This window comes from Paraburkholderia dinghuensis (genome assembly GCF_003837865.1).
GTDB classification, from domain to species: domain Bacteria; phylum Pseudomonadota; class Gammaproteobacteria; order Burkholderiales; family Burkholderiaceae; genus Paraburkholderia; species Paraburkholderia dinghuensis.
In genome coordinates, this window is record NZ_RQIS01000013.1 from 110444 (window position 1) to 125533 (window position 15090).

Here is a 15090-nt window from a genome sequence, read left to right on the forward strand (position 1 = left end):
ACTTCGGAGAGAGCGTAATTACTTCGCGTACTTGCGGAATTCGGGCTTGCGTTTCTCCTGGAAGGCTTTCACGCCTTCCTTCGACTCCTCGGTGTCGTAATAGAGCTTGAGCGCGTACATGCCCATGCCGGCGATGCCGGCCTGATGTGCGGTGTCCATGTTGAAAGAGCGTTTGGCGATCGCGATGGCGGTCGGGCTCTTCTCCATGATTTCGTCGCACCACTTCTGCACTTCAACGTCGAGTTGATCGTGCGGAACGACCGCGTTCACGAGCCCCATCGCGAGTGCTTCGGACGCCGGATAACGCCGGCACAGATACCAGATTTCGCGGGCCTTCTTCTCGCCGACCACGCGGGCAAGAAAGGCCGTGCCGAAGCCCGGATCGACCGAACCGACCTTCGGGCCGACCTGACCAAACACGGCTTTTTCCGATGCGATCGTGAAATCGCAGATCGTGCACAGCACGTTGCCGCCACCGACCGCGTAACCCTGGACGCGCGCGATCACGGGTTTGGGCACGTCGCGGATCGCGTTGTGCAACTCTTCCATCGGCAGCCCGATGGTGCCGCGCCCGTCGTACTGGCCTGTGTGCGCACTCTGGTCCCCACCCGTACAGAACGCCTTCTCGCCAGCGCCTGCAAGTACGATCACGCCGACTTCTCGCGAGTAGCCAGCCCTGGTGATCGCGTGAATCAGTTCGTCACAGGTCTGGCCACGAAACGCATTCATCTTCTCCGGACGATTAATCGTGATCCAGGCCGCGCCATTTCGCACTTCATACCGAATGTCTTCGTAGTTCATCTCGCTTCCTTGCATTGATCTGGAGTACTTAGCCTGCCATCGTCAAACCGCCCGACACGCTCAACACCTGTCCGGTGATATAGCCCGCGTCATCGCTGGCGAAAAACACCACGGCGCCCGGCAGGTCGTCAGGCTGACCGATACGGCCAAGCGGAATCGAACGTTGAAACGCTTCCATGAGCTTTTCCGGATTACCCGCGCCTTCCTTGTATTCGGCGAACAGCGCCGTGTCGGTCGGGCCCGGGCACACCACGTTGACCGTGATGCCGTGGCGGGCGTGCTCACGCGCAATGGTCTTCGAGAACGACACCAGGCCGCCCTTGCACGCTGCATATACCGCTTCACCCGACGACCCCACACGCGCCGCATCCGAAGCGATATTGACGATACGGCCGCTCCTGCGCGCCGCCATCCCCGGCAGCACCGCGTGATGCATATGCAGCGCGCCGGTCAGGTTAATCGCGATCAGCTTGTCCCATTGGGACGGCTCGGTCTTCACGAACGGCCGGAATACGTCCCAGCCCGCGTTGTTCACCAGCACGTCGATCGGGCCGAGCCTGCTTTCGGTCTCGGCTACCGCCGCATCGACCTCGGCACGGTTGGTGATGTCGCAGCGGATCGCCTCTGCGGTACCACCGACGGCACGAATTGCCTCACGCACCTTGGTTGCCGCATCGATCGAGAGATCGAAAATCGCAACCTTTGCACCCTCGGCCGCGAAGCGGTGACACGTTGCACCGCCTATCCCACCGCCGCCGCCAGTCACGATGACCGTTTTGCCCGTCAGCTTTCCCATGATGTGTCTCCGCGTTATGTCAGGGTATATTGGGGATTCAACGACCTTGCACCCCACGATCAATTTACGTCAACATATTGACGTATACTAGGCACTGCGCCGCCGGTGCATCAAGGACTATTTAACCAGGGATAACCCGTGGCAAATTCGAGAAACAATGCAAATTCGGTGAAGCTCGACCTCGCTAACCGGCTGTTCTTCAAACTGTATCAATGCAGCAATATGCTGCATAAAACCGGTACGCGAGCTGTAGAAGATGAAGGCCTGACCACCCAGCAATGGGCGGTACTCGGCGCGCTCTCGCGCGAGGAAAGCGCGGCCGGCATGAGCGTCGGAGACCTGGCGCGCTACCTGATGGTGAGCCGGCAGAATCTATCGGGGTTGATCAGTCGCATGGAGCGCGACGGGCATCTGACGACCGCTGCGGACGAGCGCGACCGCCGCTCGCGACTTGTGCGTATGAGCACCTCGGGACGGCAGCTCTGGCAGCAACAGGCAATACCGAAGATCAATGCGTACTATGACGACGTGCTCACCGACTTCTCGATCGACGACGTCACACACGCGCTGCATTACCTGCTCAAACTGCTGGACAACATGAAGCGCATCGATGAAGCAACGCGCACCAGGAACGAAGAAGAAGACGATTGAGACGCCACTGAGCTGCTGCGTCACGACGAGCTGGCGCCCGATTGCGTTATCGATTGGTCAGGAGTAGCGGCAATCGTAGTTTGTTGCCATATTGGCGTGACGACGGCAGGCTGGTCCGCACGCGCACAGTGTTGGCCAGGCGCCGCTGCGCGACGTTTCAAGACGGTTTCTCCGGTCCTCCCTGTGACTGGAGTCCAGGGTACGCACCAGGCCGCCACAAGAAAAAATGCCGTAAAAACAGGACCGGTTTTGCGTTCCCGGCGCATCACGCCAACCGGTTACGGTCTGGCATACCTACGCAACGACATACGATTCGCGATGCCTTCCTGCAATAATATGCGGATGCATTGCGTTCGAAGCCACTTTTACCGACCCAGAGTAAAACCTCAATGACAACGCTGTTCTATTACCCCAGCACCGCGAGCATGGCCCCCCACATCCTGCTCGAAGAAATCGGGCGGCCTTTCGAACTGAAGCTCGTCGATCGCATGAAAGACGAGCACAAATCCGCCGAATACCGGAAGCTGAATCCGAACGGCCTGATTCCAGCGCTCGTCGACGGCGACCTCGTTCTCTACGAATCGGCCGCGATCTGTCTGCATCTCGCCGATACGCATCCCGGGCGTGCCCTCGTCCCCGCTCTGGGCACGCCGCAACGCGCTGAATTCTACAAATGGCTCATGTGGCTCACGAACACGCTGCAGGCTACGTTGATCCTCTATTTCTACCCGGACCGCTGGGTCGAAGCCGGAAACGCCGATGGCGCCCGGCAGGTCCAGGCCCACGCCGAAGCGAAGATCGCCACGCTGATCGATCAGCTTGAGGCGCAGCTGGAAACGTCAGGCGGCCCGTGGCTGCTCGGCGAGCCTTATACCGCGCTCGATCCCTACGCGCTGATGCTTTGCCGGTGGACGCGCGGCCTTCATCGTCCGGCGCGGACGTGGCCGCGGCTTGGCGCGTATCTGCAGCGTATGCTCGAACGCCCGGCCGTCGCGCGTGCATTCAAGACCGAGGGCATCGCTCAGCCGTTGGTGTGAGTCCGTTGCTGCATCCAGTCGGCTTCCGGCCGATCCATTTCCCCCAACTAACGAAGTGATTTGAATGATTCAACCAGGCACTGTATTCAAGGACAATCTGGCCCAACTGCCCACCATCGCGGGTATCGAGCGCATCGATCTCGTTGACGGGCAAGGCGCGGTGGTGGCAACCATCGAAAACCAGCCGGGCAAGCAAGGTTCACTCGCCGTCTACCATTATCTGAAGCAGACGTTCGGCACGCTCGACGCACGCGCCGCCGAGCATGGTCTTGCCGTATTCGCCGAGCACACCGTCGACGCCCGTAACCGCCCCGGCGCACATCCCAACGTCGACCGCCTGCTCGCTATCGTCGCGGGCGCCGAAGCCTTGCGCATCGACGTCATCACGGCCTGATAGCACTCAGGTCTGTTTGGCGCGACGCGGTCCGGTGCTGACCGATCCGCGTCGCTAGCGGCATGCCCCACTCTCTCACCTTGCTCACGCACAGCTTTATAATCAGCGATCCTCAATAAAAATCACACCAGCCCGGCTACTGCTGTCGCGTCTGGATCGCGCCCCGCCAGACGGCGACGCCCGGCGATATGTCACGCGGTCTTCTGCGCATACGCGTCCATGACACGCGCGGAGTACACAAGCGCCGCACCCGCATTCACTGAAATGGCCACGCCGAGCGCCTCCGCGATTTCCTCGCGCGTCGCACCATGCTTGATCGCAGCGCTCGTGTGAGTGGTGATGCAGCCGTCGCAGCGCAGTGTCACTGCTACTGCCAGCGAAATCAGCTCGCGTATCTTCGGATCGAGCTGGCCGGTTGCGCTGCCTGCGGTCGCCAGTTCCTGATAACCGTGGAGGGTCTTCGGGCTGAGCTTTCCGATCTCGCCGATCGTGGTCTTCAATTGCTGAAGGTAGTCGTCCCAGTCGAGCATCATGCTATTTCTCCCGGTGGATTAGTGCCGGACGAATCGAGGCGCAATGCCTCGCGGGACGATCACGAACCTTCTTGCGTCCGCAGCGGGGCCGGAAGCCTTCGAATGGACCAGTCGGGAGAAAGTATAGGAGAGGTCACGCCGGCCTGAGCCGCGGCGGCGCGGCTCAAACCACGGCGCCCGCATCCTCGCGGTGCGCCTCGACGCGGTTGCGCCCGCTGGATTTGGCAAGTTGCATCGCGCGATCGGCGGCCTCGATCAGCGCATTCGCCGTGACGGACGTGTCAGTGCTGATCTGCTTTATGGCCCGCGCGGCCACACCGATCGAAACCGTCAGGTGCAACGGCGCGCCTCGGTCGTCGTGGATCACGAGCGCTTCCACGGCAGCACGCACGCGTTCCGCCGCGATGCAGGCCCGGCGCGTGTCACCCTGCACGAGCGCGACGAGCTCCTCGCCACCATAGCGCGCAACCGTTTCGCCCTGCCGCACCGTGCGCCGGATGCAGGAACCGACGGCCATGAGCGCGCGGTCGCCCGCGTCGTGACCGAAGGTGTCGTTGAACTGCCTGAACAGATCGATATCGATGAAAAGACACGCTACCGGCTCCGCCACACGCGCTGCACGCTGGATTTCCTCGCGCAGCCGCGCGTCGAAATAGCGACGGTTAGGGAGTGCGGTCAGCGCGTCGGTCACGCCCTGGCGCCTGAGCCGCTGGCGATGCACGACATTCACGAGCCCCGCGCTCACGAAGATCGCGAAGCGTTTCAGCAAATCCGTGGCCATGTCGGCAGTGAAGCGGCCGGCGTCCGCGCTGCCGAGGCACAGATAAGCGCACACGCCCGCGCCGCTTTCGATCGGCAGGATAGCGGCGCTTCGCGGCTCATCGACGGGGTCGAAGAACTCGGCGCGCAACGCGGGCGGCAGATCCGTGGGCTGGCCGAGCCACGGCGCGCCGGTCTCGCCGGGCAGCACCAGACCGCGTTCGTCGGCGTGGCCGCCGCGCAAGTGGCGAGAGTCGGCCACGGGAGCGGAGTCGCCGTGCAGCAGTTCGCCGACATACGGTACGCGCGCGTCGAGCCAGAGGGTCACGACCGAGAGGTCGAACGCCCGCGCGAGATCGGTCACGAGGGTGTCGAGCAGCGCGGCGAAATCGTCGACGCTGATGAGGCGGACTTCGATCTCCTGAAAGCGCTGGAGGGTGCGCTCGTTATGCTGGACGGTATCGATCAGCTTGCGCAGACGCTTGGACAGGGTGTTCGGCTCGGTCACGGATCTCTCGGCGAGGGACAATACACAGGATAACGACCGTTATGCGCCGCGATTTAGGCTTTTTGTGCGCGGCATGACCGTACATTCGCGACGAACCGCATCGACTGCGCACGACAACGCCCTCATGCTAAACCGCCAGCCTTCGCGAGCAGGACCCCACCCGCTGCCAGGAGGCAACCGCCGACGACCCGCGCCACGCGCGCGCCATTGCGCGCGTAACGCTCGCCGCTGATCGCGGCGGCGGCAAACGCCATGGCACGCAGATCCATGACGCCGATTACGAGCACCATCGCCGTGAGCCCCGCGCAGCAGCCGACGCAATGCCATCCAAGCCGCGCGCCGTGGCGCAACGCCAGCCCCATGGGGGCGTACCGCGCAAAGCTTTGCGGCGCCGCCGCGCGGCAGCACGCCAGAAAACGCGCCTTCACGCTGCTCAACTGAAACGCGCCAGCCAGCAGCACGATCACGCCCGCCATGACGGGAACGGCGCGCGAGAAAGCGCTGACGCATAACGCCAGCGCGGCCAGACAGGCGCCCACCGGATACAGCGCCACGCCCAGCGCGACCCACACCGCGAAGTAGCCCAGCGCCACCTGCAGCACGAACCATCCCGCACGCGCCTGCGCCTGCCCCGACGCTGCCGCGAGGTAACGCGAGAGCGCGGGCAGCATCATCGCGACCATCATCGCGGACCACATGGCGATGAACGAAGCCGCGGCGCCAGGCCAGGTTTGACCGCACAGGCGCGCCCAGGCCATCGACATCGTCCAGCCGCCCGGCATCGGCATGCCGCCCTTCGACGACATCGACGTGCAGATCGCGATCGTCAGCGTCGTGGCCACGCAGAACAGCAGCGCGGCGACGCCGATCCAGGCGCCTGCGCGCACGCGCTTTCGCATGCGCACGCAGGCCTCGGTGATGGGCTGGGCGCGCATCATGCGTCACCGAACGGCGTACTCGTCGTGGCGTTGCCACCAGATGCCCGTCTCGTTACGCCCGAGCGGCGCGCGATCGAGCCACTGATACATGCCCCAGATGGCGTCCACGCCGCGCGCGTAGGCCGAATACGTGTGATAGATCTCACCGTCCTCCATCACGAACGCGCTGATGCCGGGCCGGTCGCGCCGGTAGGTCTGACCATCCGTCCCGCAACTGGCGGCGAACTCCTCGACGGGCTTGGGGACGGGCGTCATATCCATCGCGTGACCGCCGCGCCGGTAGTTGTATTCGACGCTGCCCTCGCGCTCCTGAACCTCCGAGAACGACACGTTGAAATCGAAGTTGAAATCGCTCTCAGAGGAAGACGCCCACGGAAACGCCCACCCCATGCGCTGCCGGTAAGCCAGCAGTTTCGCGAGCGGCGCGCGGGACACGGCCATCAGCGTGACATCGTGATTCGCGAGGTGAACGAAGACGCCGTTGAAGCCGTCCGCAATCGACGAGCACGACGGGCAGCCCGCCTTGTAATCCGGCCCGAACATGAAGTGATAGACGAGCAGTTGCGAGCGGCCCTTGAAGAGATCGGCGAGGGTCGCGGGTCCGTCGTCGGTGTCGAAGCGATAGGTCTTGTCGATACGCACCCACGGCAATGCCTGGCGCTGCAGCGCGACTTCGTCGCTGCGATGCGTCAGCGCCTTTTCGGCGGCCAGCAGTTCGAGGCGCGCCGCCAGCCATTGTTCGCGCGTCCCGGTCGTATGTTTCGTGCTCATGCTTCCCTCCTTGCGATGGTCATCGTCGAAACGTCCGGCCCGCGAGACGGGCAAGCGCGCCGGTGCTCGTGTGCTAGATTAGTTGCCGGCCTCCAACCCGGGGAGTGACAAGTGTGGCGGGATTCCAATGGACTCTCACATCTCGGCCGCCGCGCGCGCGCTTGCGGCCGGTGATCCGTTCGGCGCGCTGAACCGCGTCGCACTGCGCGACGATGCGCCTGCGCTCGCGCTACGCGGCATCGCGATGGCGCAGCTCGGCGACTTCGAACGCGCTCGCACGCTAGTGCGCCAGGCCGCGCGCGCATTCGGCCCGAAAGCGCCTGTTTCCCGCGCGCGCTGCGTCGTCGCCGAAGCCGAGATCGCACTTGCCTCGCGCGACCTCGGCTGGCCACAGCACGCGCTCGATGCCGCGCGCACGACGCTGGAGATGCACGGCGACCTCGCGAACGCCGCGCATGCGCGACAACTGGAGGTCCGGCGTCTCGTGCTGATCGGCCGTCTCGACGCCGCCGAGGACCACCTTGCCGCGATCGATTCCACCGCTTTGCCGTCCGCGCTTGCGGCCGCCCACGAACTGGCCATCGCCGGCATCGCCATACGCCGCCTCCAGACGCAGGCGGCCCGCACCGCGCTCGCGCGGGCCGCGCAGGCCGCACGCCGCGCGGCCATCCCCGCGCTCCTCGCCGAGGTCGACAGTGTGAGCGCGGTCCTGAACGCGCCTGCGGCGCGTCTACTGGCGAACGGTACGGAACGAACGCTGCTGCTCGACGAAGTTGAAGCGCTGCTGATGTCGAAGACGTTCGTCGTGGATGCGTGCCGCCATGCTGTGCGCGAAGCTGGCACTGTGATCGCGCTCGCGCGCCGCCCGGTGCTCTTCGTGCTCGCCCGCGCGCTAGCCGAAGCGTGGCCCGCCGATGCACCGCGCGACGCGCTCATCGAGCGCGCGTTTCGCACGAAGCACGCGGACGAAACGCATCGCGCGCGACTGCGCGTGGAGATGGGCCGACTGCGCACGGCGCTGCGCCCGCTTGCGGGCATCCACGCGACGAATCGCGGCTTCACGATGACGCCCAACGTCGCGCGCAGGATCGTGGTGCTGGCGCGCCCGATCGAAGAGCCGCACGCAGCCGTGCTCGCGCTGCTCGCCGACGGCGAGTCGTGGTCGAGTTCGTCGCTTGCGCTCGCGCTGGGCGCGAGCCAGCGCACCGTTCAGCGCGCCCTCGATGCACTGGCGGCAAAGAGCAAGATCCAGTCGTTCGGCCGCGGACGCGCGCGCCGCTGGACCACCCCGCCCGCGCCCGGATTCGCGACGACTTTGTTACTCCCCTCCTCCCTCCCAATCGACGAGGATTCACCATGAAGCCAGTAGCCGCGGAAGTCGTCCGCGAATACGGCCCGTTCGCGGGCATCGACAAAGTCAATGGCGTCACGTACGACGGCCATCACGTATGGTTCGCGTCGGGCGACAAGGTGAACGCACTCGACCCGGCAAGCGGCGAGACCGTGCGCTCGATCGAGGCGCCGTCGCACGCGGGCACGGCCTTCGATGGCCAGCATCTCTATCAGATCGACGGTGCGGCCATCCTGAAGATCGATCCTGCGAGCGGGCGAGTCGTTGCGACGATTCCGTCGCCCGAAGGCGGCGGCAACAGCGGGCTCGCATGGGCGGAAGGCAGCCTCTGGGTAGGCCGCTACCAGGAACGCAAGATCCATCAACTCGATCCGCAAACCGGGGCGATTCTGCGCACGATCGAATCGAACCGGTTCGTTACGGGTGTCACCTGGGTGAACGGCGAACTCTGGCACGGCACCTGGGAGAATCAGGAGAGCGAGTTGCGCCACATCGACCCCGGCACAGGCGAGGTGCTCGAACAAGTCGTCATGCCCACAGGCATGGGCGTATCGGGACTCGAATCCGATGGTCGCGACCGGTTCTACTGCGGCGGCGGCGATAGCGGCAAGGTGCGGGCCGTGCGGAAGCCGGCGCGTGAAGCGGTGGTTGCGAACGCCGATTCGACGACGGAGTGAGCCTGCGCGTTGCGATACGTTGCAGTACGTTGCGATAGTGAGAGCGATGACCGTTGCTGCTCTCTGCATCGGTTGAAGATGTCGCCCGGCGCGTGGACATAGCCGGTTATTTCCGGTTGGCCGAATACCGCGGGTCGAACGTCAACGGGCTATGTCCACGCGCCGCAGACGAACCCTCGATCAACCACCCGCGATATAAGCACCCAACCCTTGCGCCAGCGCGTCGAACGCCGCCCTGCAACGCGGATTGCTGCGCAAGTCCTCGTGCATGGTGATCCACGTGTCGAGACCCACCGAGCACGGCTTCGCCAGCACGCGAACGAGCCGTGAATCGCGCCGCGCCACGCCTGCCTGGCAAAAGCCGATGCCACACCCAGCGCGGATCATCGCGAGTTGCGCGACATCGCTGCTGGTGCGTATCGCGAACGCGTCACGACGCCAGAGTGGAAATTGCTTCGTCGCGTCGCGCAGGTACGGTGTTGCCTCGTCGAAACCGATCAGCGCGTGGGCCGCGAGGTCGTCGACGGTCGACGGCGTGCCGCGTTCCGCGAGGTAATCGTCGCGCGCGAAGAGACCCACCTCCACTGAGCCGATACGCTTCGCAATCAGCATTTCCTGTTTCGGCTGCGTCATGCGAACCGCGATATCGACCTCCCGTTGCAGCAGATCCTGCATGCGATTGGTCGCCACCAGTTCGACGACGAGCCCCGGATGTGCGCGCCGCAACTGCGCGATCACGGGCGGCAACACCTCCACGCTGATGACTTCGCTCGCGGAAATGCGCACCACGCCGCGCGCCGCCGCGCCGTGGCCCGCCGCCGCGCGCTCCAGCGCCGCCGCCGTGCTGCGCATCGCCTCGGCGTAGCCGCGCAGTGCGCTCGCCGCTTCGGTGGGCAGCAAGCCGGTCTGCGATCGCGTGAAAAGCGGTTGCCCGAACGCCGCTTCGAGCGCCTCGACATGCCGCCCCGCCGTGGGCTGCGTGATGCCGAGCGCACGCGCGGCACCCGACAGTGAGCCTTCCGTCAGCACGGCGAGGAAGGTCCGGTAGAGTTCCCAGTTGAGATTCGAGGCCATACATAAATGTATAGCCGATGTCGTCATTTCGCCAATTTCTTGTGTGCCGCCAGAAGCGCAGAATGCCCCCATCGAAGCATTTCAACCGGAGACTCGACGTGGCACTCACTTCTCTTCAAACGACGGACAAACTGGCGCTGGTACTCGGCGCGACGGGTGGAATCGGCGGCGAAGTCGCGCGTCAGTTGCTGGACGCGGGATGGCGGGTGCGCGCGCTGCATCGGCATCCCGGGAAGGTAGCGAAGACGGGCGACAGCATCGAATGGCACGAGGGCGACGCCATGGATCGCGAAGCGGTCGTGCGCGCCGCGCAGGATTGCACGGTGATCGTCCACGCCGTGAATCCGCCGGGCTACCGCCGCTGGCCGCAACTCGTGCTGCCCATGCTCGGCAACACAATCGCGGCGGCGCAGGCGGCAGGCGCGACTGTCGTGTTCCCCGGCACCGTGTACAACTATGGGCCGGATGCGTTTCCGCTTTTGCGTGAAGACTCGCCACAACGGCCGCGCACGCGAAAGGGCGCCATCCGCGTCGAAATGGAGCGGCAATTGCAGGCCGCCGCGGACCACGGCGTGCGAACGATCATCGTGCGCGCAGGCGATTTTTTCGGCCCGCACATGGTGGGCAATAGCTGGTTTTCGCAGGGGCTGATCGAAGCGGGCAAACCGCTTCGCGTGGTCCGGCTGCCTGGAAAGCCCGGCGTGGGGCATGAATGGGCCTACGTGCCGGACGTCGCGCGCACGATGGTCGAATTGATCGCGCGACGCGCGACGCTGGCGCCGTTCGCGACGTTTCACCTGGCCGGCCACTGGGACGCCGATGGCACGCAAATGGCCGCGGCGATTTCCCGGGTGGCACACCGCCACGGTCTGGAAGTCGCGCAGCGCCGCTTTCCGTGGCCCCTCGTGTTCGCCGCCGCGCCCTTTGTGACGACGCTGCGAGAAATGCTCGAAATGCGCTACCTGTGGCGCGAACCGGTCCAGCTCGATAACGCGCGGCTCGTCGCAACGCTGGGCCGTGAACCGCACACCGCGCTCGACGCGGCGGTCGAAACAACGCTGGCGAGCCTCGGCTGCCTCGGATCGCCCGAGGGCGTCGCTCCAACGCTTCAGGGGAAATAGTCTTGCGCGCGCCAGCCGGTCAAAGAAGGCGGCTTCAGCGGTGCCTGCGTGTGCCTGTGCATACCGTCGCGCTGGCCGCGCGGCTCACATGCGCGAGCCAATACGCTCAAGCATCCGCGACCGGCGACGCGTGCGCCACGACCACGCGATCGCGCCCGCCCACTTTCGCGGCGTAGAGACTCGTGTCGGCCTTCTGCAGCCATGAGATGTGATCGCGCATGGCCTGGTCGCACTGCGCCACGCCGACACTGGCCGTGCACGGACACACCGCGTCGTCCATCGACGCATACTCGCGCACCGTCGCGACCAGCCGCTCGGCGACGACCCGTGCCTGCGCCAGCGTCGCGCCCGGCAGCACGACGCCGAACTCCTCCCCCCCGTAGCGGCCGATGTGGCCGCCGTCGCGAAAGTGCTCGCGCAGTATCCCGGCGAACGCCTGCAGCGCGGCATCGCCTGCCGTATGGCCGCGCGTGTCGTTGAGGTGCTTGAAATGATCGAGATCGACGAGCAACAGCGATGACGCATAGCCGCTCGCGCGGCTGCGCTCGAATTCGTCGGCGAGTACGCCCTCCCACGTGCGGCGATTGAGGATGCCGGTCAGGCCGTCGGTGCGGCTCAGGCGCTCGAGCGCGCGAGTCTGCTGTGCGAGCTTGCGCGAGATCCGGTAAGTGGACCAGCCGAGCGCGATCGGATAGATCACCATGAACGGCAGGCAGGCGAGAATGGTCGGCATGCGCGACATCGGCTCGAAGGCAAAGCCGAGCAGGAGCAGCCCCGCCGCGAGCCCAACAACGTGCGCAACCACGCCCCAGGTGAAGAGCATCAAGCCGCCAGCCGCGATGTTGTCCATACTGAGCATCGTGAGGATCAGCACGGACGGAAGCACGTTAAAGCGCATCGCGGCAACCCAGAAGCCGCCGAATGCCGAGTCGATCAAGAGGTTGACGAGCTCGCCGCGATACGGCACCGCGCTGGCGAGCGCGGCACGGCGCGCCACGTGCGGCCACACGAAACAGTGAAATATCAGCAGCGCCCACAGCACATAGCCGCGACCCTGCTGCGCGAACACCGAAGCTACACAGAAGATCCCCAGGCCGCACCCTGCGACCCGCAACCGGTAGACGCGTTCGACGAAACGCCTTCCCTTGCCGGATTCTTGATTCGCTGCAGCGTTCATTATTGTTTTGAGGCCGGTCGCGCTGCGCCGGACGAGGGTATTTTGGGATAGACCATATTGTGCCATCGGTTGGCGGCTCCGTCTGCTGCAAGGTGATTGAGAACACAACGATTTTTCGCCCTGGATCTGGCCCTAACAGCGTGCGGCGCGACGAAATAAAAGGCGCGCCCCCGTGCTTCCGCTAGAATCGCGGCACGCGCGATCTTTCTTCGCCTCCCGATCCACCCAACGCCCCTGCGCAACGTAGCTTCAAGCCGCGTTGCCGCGACCCACGGCGCGAGACCCCGTATGACGAACCCATCTACCGCCACGCCCTTCAGCGCGCTCCCGCTCGCGCCCGCCATGCTCGAGAACCTCACCCGGCTCGGCTACCTCGAAATGACGCCCATCCAGGCCGAAAGCCTGCCCATCGCGCTCGCGGGACACGATCTCATCGCGCAGTCGAAAACGGGTAGCGGCAAGACGGCCGCATTTTCGCTGGCGCTGCTGTCGCGGCTCGATGTGCGCCGCCTCGAAGTACAGGCGATGATCCTCTGCCCCACGCGCGAACTGGCCGACCAGGTCACGCAGGAAATCCGCCGCCTTGCGCGCGCCGAGGAAAACATCAAGGTGCTGACGCTATGCGGCGGCACGCCCATGCGCCCCCAGACGGCGAGCCTCGAACATGGCGCGCATATCATCGTCGGCACGCCGGGACGCATCATGGATCATCTGGAGCGCGGCAGCCTCGCGCTCGAAGCGCTGAACACGCTCGTGCTCGACGAAGCGGACCGCATGCTCGACATGGGCTTCTTCGACGACATCGCCAAAGTGGTCAGCCAGTGCCCCAAAGAGCGTCAGACGTTGCTGTTTTCGGCCACCTATCCGGACGGCATCACGAAGCTCAGTCAACGCTTCCTTCGCAATCCGAAGGAAGCCAAATTCGAAGAACATCACGACAATAGCAAGATTCGCCAGCGCTTCTACGAAGTCACCGAGAACGACCGTCTGCACGCGGTCGGCATGCTGCTGAATCACTATCGCCCGGTGAGCACGCTGGCGTTCTGCAACACGAAGCAGCAGTGTCGCGACCTGCTCGACGTGCTTCGCGCGCAGGGCTTTCATGCACTCGCGCTGCACGGCGAACTCGACCAGCGCGAACGCGACCAGGTGCTGATCCAGTTTGCCAACCGAAGCTGCTCGGTGCTCGTGGCCACCGACGTCGCCGCGCGTGGTCTCGACATCGCGCAGCTCGAAGCGGTGATCAACGTGGATGTAACGCCCGATCCCGAAACCTACGTGCACCGCATCGGCCGTACGGGACGCGCGGATCAGGACGGCTGGGCGCTTTCCCTCGCGACCATGGACGAGATGGGGCGCGTGGGCGGCATCGAGCAGGCGCTCAAGCGCGAAGTCGAATGGCATCCCGTCGCCTCGCTAAAACCCGCCAGCAATACGCCCCTGCTGCCGCCGATGGAAACGCTGCAGATTCTTGGCGGCCGCAAGGAGAAGATCCGTCCGGGCGACGTGCTGGGCGCGCTGACCGGCGAAGCCGGATTCAAGGGCGAGCAGATCGGCAAGATCAACGTCACCGATTTTTCGACCTACGTGGCCGTCGAGCGTGGCATCGCACGCGATGCGCTGCGCAAGCTCAATGCGGGCAAGGTTAAGGGCAAGAAGATCAAAGCGCGCCTGATGGACGAGTGAGATCGCCCGCCGTTTAGGCGATGCGCCGCGCTGCGCGCCGGGAATAGAAGGCATCGCAAAAAACTTGCGATGCCAGACGGCACCACATAGGCTTAGGCTCGTGACTGCAGGAGCCGACCCGAACAACCACTCGCGCGGACCTTTCCCCAAGGCGCGCATGTTCAAAGGGAGTCTTGTAATGCCATGTTCACGTCGCAAGTTCATCGCCATCGCGGCCACGTTCGCCTCGACGTCGATTCTCATCGACGAAGCGCGCGCCGACGCCCCGCCGGTCTCCGAGAGCGATCCGACGGCTCAGGCGCTCGGCTACAAGGCCAATGCCTCGCAGGTGGATAAAGCGAAGTACCCGAAATATCAAACCGGCCAGGCGTGTTCGAATTGCCAGCTGTTTCAGGGCAAGACGGGAGCGGCGACTGGCCCCTGTCTGCTCTTCGGCGGCAAGATCGTTAATAGCGGCGGCTGGTGCAGCGGCTATACGAAGAAGACCTGAGACCGGTCGCGACGCGCGTTGCGAGCGTGAGGTTCTCGCGCGCCTACCGCGACGATGGCGACATGTGCATGATCGCCAACACCAGTCGGCGTCGATCGAAATAGCCGCCCGCGAGCAGGCCACCTGCCCGGGCGGATCTCTCCTTTGCCGTGACCCGGCGCCCCGCCGCGCCCTCAACCGGGCGTCATATCCGGCCCTCGCGGCCGTGTTTTGCCCGGCTCGCCGCCGGAACAAGGCAAAATAACGCTTTTGAGCCCTCACAGGGCTCGGCTTTCCCACGCTGGCCACTGCCTGCAATGCTCGCTGCGAGCAACGCCAGGCCCGGC

At 64.8% G+C, this 15090-nt stretch carries 16 protein-coding genes; 8 read left to right on the plus strand and 8 right to left on the minus strand.

The window, feature by feature from the left end; genetic code table 11:
• Positions 1 to 18: 18 nt before the first annotated feature.
• On the minus strand, positions 19 to 801 hold the full coding sequence (gene badI, locus D1Y85_RS18380) for a 2-ketocyclohexanecarboxyl-CoA hydrolase (RefSeq protein ID WP_124152508.1): 783 nt from the start codon (positions 799 to 801) through the stop codon (positions 19 to 21).
• A gap of 28 nt (positions 802 to 829) precedes the next feature.
• A complete protein-coding gene (badH, locus tag D1Y85_RS18385; protein ID WP_124152509.1) occupies positions 830 to 1597 on the minus strand; it encodes a 2-hydroxycyclohexanecarboxyl-CoA dehydrogenase in 768 nt (255 codons plus the stop codon).
• A gap of 138 nt (positions 1598 to 1735) precedes the next feature.
• On the opposite strand from badH, the gene D1Y85_RS18390 reads away from it, so the two are divergent.
• The 3 genes from D1Y85_RS18390 (at position 1736) to D1Y85_RS18400 (ending at position 3679) form a co-directional block, all read left to right on the plus strand.
• The gene (locus tag D1Y85_RS18390) at positions 1736 to 2248 is read left to right on the plus strand and encodes a MarR family winged helix-turn-helix transcriptional regulator (RefSeq protein WP_425466948.1); all 513 of its coding nucleotides are present in this window, start codon (positions 1736 to 1738) and stop codon (positions 2246 to 2248) included.
• 389 nt (positions 2249 to 2637) lie between these two features.
• Positions 2638 to 3285, plus strand: coding sequence for a glutathione S-transferase family protein (locus D1Y85_RS18395; RefSeq protein WP_124152510.1), 648 nt, complete (start codon positions 2638 to 2640; stop codon positions 3283 to 3285).
• 64 nt (positions 3286 to 3349) lie between these two features.
• Complete coding sequence (locus D1Y85_RS18400) at positions 3350 to 3679, plus strand: DUF2322 family protein (RefSeq protein ID WP_124152511.1); 330 nt, start codon at positions 3350 to 3352, stop codon at positions 3677 to 3679.
• 191 nt (positions 3680 to 3870) lie between these two features.
• Here D1Y85_RS18400 and D1Y85_RS18405 read toward each other — a convergent pair whose 3' ends face one another.
• The 4 genes from D1Y85_RS18405 to D1Y85_RS18420 form a co-directional block, all read right to left on the minus strand.
• Positions 3871 to 4209 (minus strand): carboxymuconolactone decarboxylase family protein, encoded by a 339-nt coding sequence (locus tag D1Y85_RS18405; protein WP_124152563.1) that lies wholly within the window; start codon positions 4207 to 4209, stop codon positions 3871 to 3873.
• Between the two features lie 166 nt (positions 4210 to 4375).
• Positions 4376 to 5479: a GGDEF domain-containing protein gene (locus D1Y85_RS18410; protein WP_124152512.1), complete on the minus strand. Its 1104-nt coding sequence runs from the start codon at positions 5477 to 5479 to the stop codon at positions 4376 to 4378.
• Positions 5480 to 5601: 122 nt separating this feature from the next.
• Positions 5602 to 6417, minus strand: coding sequence for a DUF2182 domain-containing protein (locus D1Y85_RS18415; RefSeq protein ID WP_124152513.1), 816 nt, complete (start codon positions 6415 to 6417; stop codon positions 5602 to 5604).
• A 3-nt stretch (positions 6418 to 6420) separates the two neighbouring features.
• A complete protein-coding gene (locus tag D1Y85_RS18420) occupies positions 6421 to 7188 on the minus strand; it encodes a DUF899 domain-containing protein (RefSeq protein WP_124152514.1) in 768 nt (255 codons plus the stop codon).
• Between the two features lie 127 nt (positions 7189 to 7315).
• On the opposite strand from D1Y85_RS18420, the gene D1Y85_RS18425 reads away from it, so the two are divergent.
• On the plus strand, positions 7316 to 8548 hold the full coding sequence (locus D1Y85_RS18425) for a helix-turn-helix domain-containing protein (protein WP_124152515.1): 1233 nt from the start codon (positions 7316 to 7318) through the stop codon (positions 8546 to 8548).
• Positions 8545 to 9216 carry a Vgb family protein gene (locus D1Y85_RS18430; protein WP_124152516.1) on the plus strand — a complete coding sequence of 224 codons (672 nt, stop codon included), beginning with the start codon at positions 8545 to 8547 and terminating at the stop codon, positions 9214 to 9216. Before D1Y85_RS18425 ends, D1Y85_RS18430 begins: the two co-directional genes overlap by 4 nt.
• A 180-nt stretch (positions 9217 to 9396) precedes the next feature.
• Here the strand turns inward: D1Y85_RS18430 and D1Y85_RS18435 are convergent, their stop codons facing one another.
• On the minus strand, positions 9397 to 10290 hold the full coding sequence (locus D1Y85_RS18435; RefSeq protein ID WP_124152517.1) for a LysR family transcriptional regulator: 894 nt from the start codon (positions 10288 to 10290) through the stop codon (positions 9397 to 9399).
• Between the two features lie 98 nt (positions 10291 to 10388).
• Here D1Y85_RS18435 and D1Y85_RS18440 point away from each other — a divergent pair, with 98 nt between their 5' ends.
• A complete protein-coding gene (locus D1Y85_RS18440) occupies positions 10389 to 11411 on the plus strand; it encodes an SDR family NAD(P)-dependent oxidoreductase (protein ID WP_246024966.1) in 1023 nt (340 codons plus the stop codon).
• Positions 11412 to 11517: 106 nt separating this feature from the next.
• On the opposite strand, the gene D1Y85_RS18445 is transcribed toward D1Y85_RS18440, so the two are convergent.
• The gene (locus tag D1Y85_RS18445) at positions 11518 to 12588 is read right to left on the minus strand and encodes a diguanylate cyclase (protein WP_124152519.1); all 1071 of its coding nucleotides are present in this window, start codon (positions 12586 to 12588) and stop codon (positions 11518 to 11520) included.
• Positions 12589 to 12876: 288 nt separating this feature from the next.
• Here D1Y85_RS18445 and dbpA point away from each other — a divergent pair, with 288 nt between their 5' ends.
• Positions 12877 to 14274 carry an ATP-dependent RNA helicase DbpA gene (dbpA, locus tag D1Y85_RS18450; protein WP_124152520.1) on the plus strand — a complete coding sequence of 466 codons (1398 nt, stop codon included), beginning with the start codon at positions 12877 to 12879 and terminating at the stop codon, positions 14272 to 14274.
• Between the two features lie 178 nt (positions 14275 to 14452).
• Entirely contained in the window at positions 14453 to 14764 is a 312-nt protein-coding gene (locus tag D1Y85_RS18455; protein WP_124152521.1) for a high-potential iron-sulfur protein, read from the plus strand.
• The last annotated feature ends 326 nt before the right edge of the window (positions 14765 to 15090 follow it).

Coding starts and splice junctions, on each gene's coding strand:
- badI (WP_124152508.1), bottom strand. CDS start 801: ATGAACTACGAAGACATTCGGTATGAAGTGCGAAATGGCGCGGCCTGG.
- badH (WP_124152509.1), bottom strand. CDS start 1,597: ATGGGAAAGCTGACGGGCAAAACGGTCATCGTGACTGGCGGCGGCGGT.
- D1Y85_RS18395 (WP_124152510.1), top strand. CDS start 2,638: ATGACAACGCTGTTCTATTACCCCAGCACCGCGAGCATGGCCCCCCAC.
- D1Y85_RS18400 (WP_124152511.1), top strand. CDS start 3,350: ATGATTCAACCAGGCACTGTATTCAAGGACAATCTGGCCCAACTGCCC.
- D1Y85_RS18405 (WP_124152563.1), bottom strand. CDS start 4,209: ATGCTCGACTGGGACGACTACCTTCAGCAATTGAAGACCACGATCGGC.
- D1Y85_RS18415 (WP_124152513.1), bottom strand. CDS start 6,417: ATGATGCGCGCCCAGCCCATCACCGAGGCCTGCGTGCGCATGCGAAAG.
- D1Y85_RS18420 (WP_124152514.1), bottom strand. CDS start 7,188: ATGAGCACGAAACATACGACCGGGACGCGCGAACAATGGCTGGCGGCG.
- D1Y85_RS18425 (WP_124152515.1), top strand. CDS start 7,316: ATGGACTCTCACATCTCGGCCGCCGCGCGCGCGCTTGCGGCCGGTGAT.
- D1Y85_RS18430 (WP_124152516.1), top strand. CDS start 8,545: ATGAAGCCAGTAGCCGCGGAAGTCGTCCGCGAATACGGCCCGTTCGCG.
- D1Y85_RS18435 (WP_124152517.1), bottom strand. CDS start 10,290: ATGGCCTCGAATCTCAACTGGGAACTCTACCGGACCTTCCTCGCCGTG.
- D1Y85_RS18445 (WP_124152519.1), bottom strand. CDS start 12,588: ATGAACGCTGCAGCGAATCAAGAATCCGGCAAGGGAAGGCGTTTCGTC.
- dbpA (WP_124152520.1), top strand. CDS start 12,877: ATGACGAACCCATCTACCGCCACGCCCTTCAGCGCGCTCCCGCTCGCG.
- D1Y85_RS18455 (WP_124152521.1), top strand. CDS start 14,453: ATGCCATGTTCACGTCGCAAGTTCATCGCCATCGCGGCCACGTTCGCC.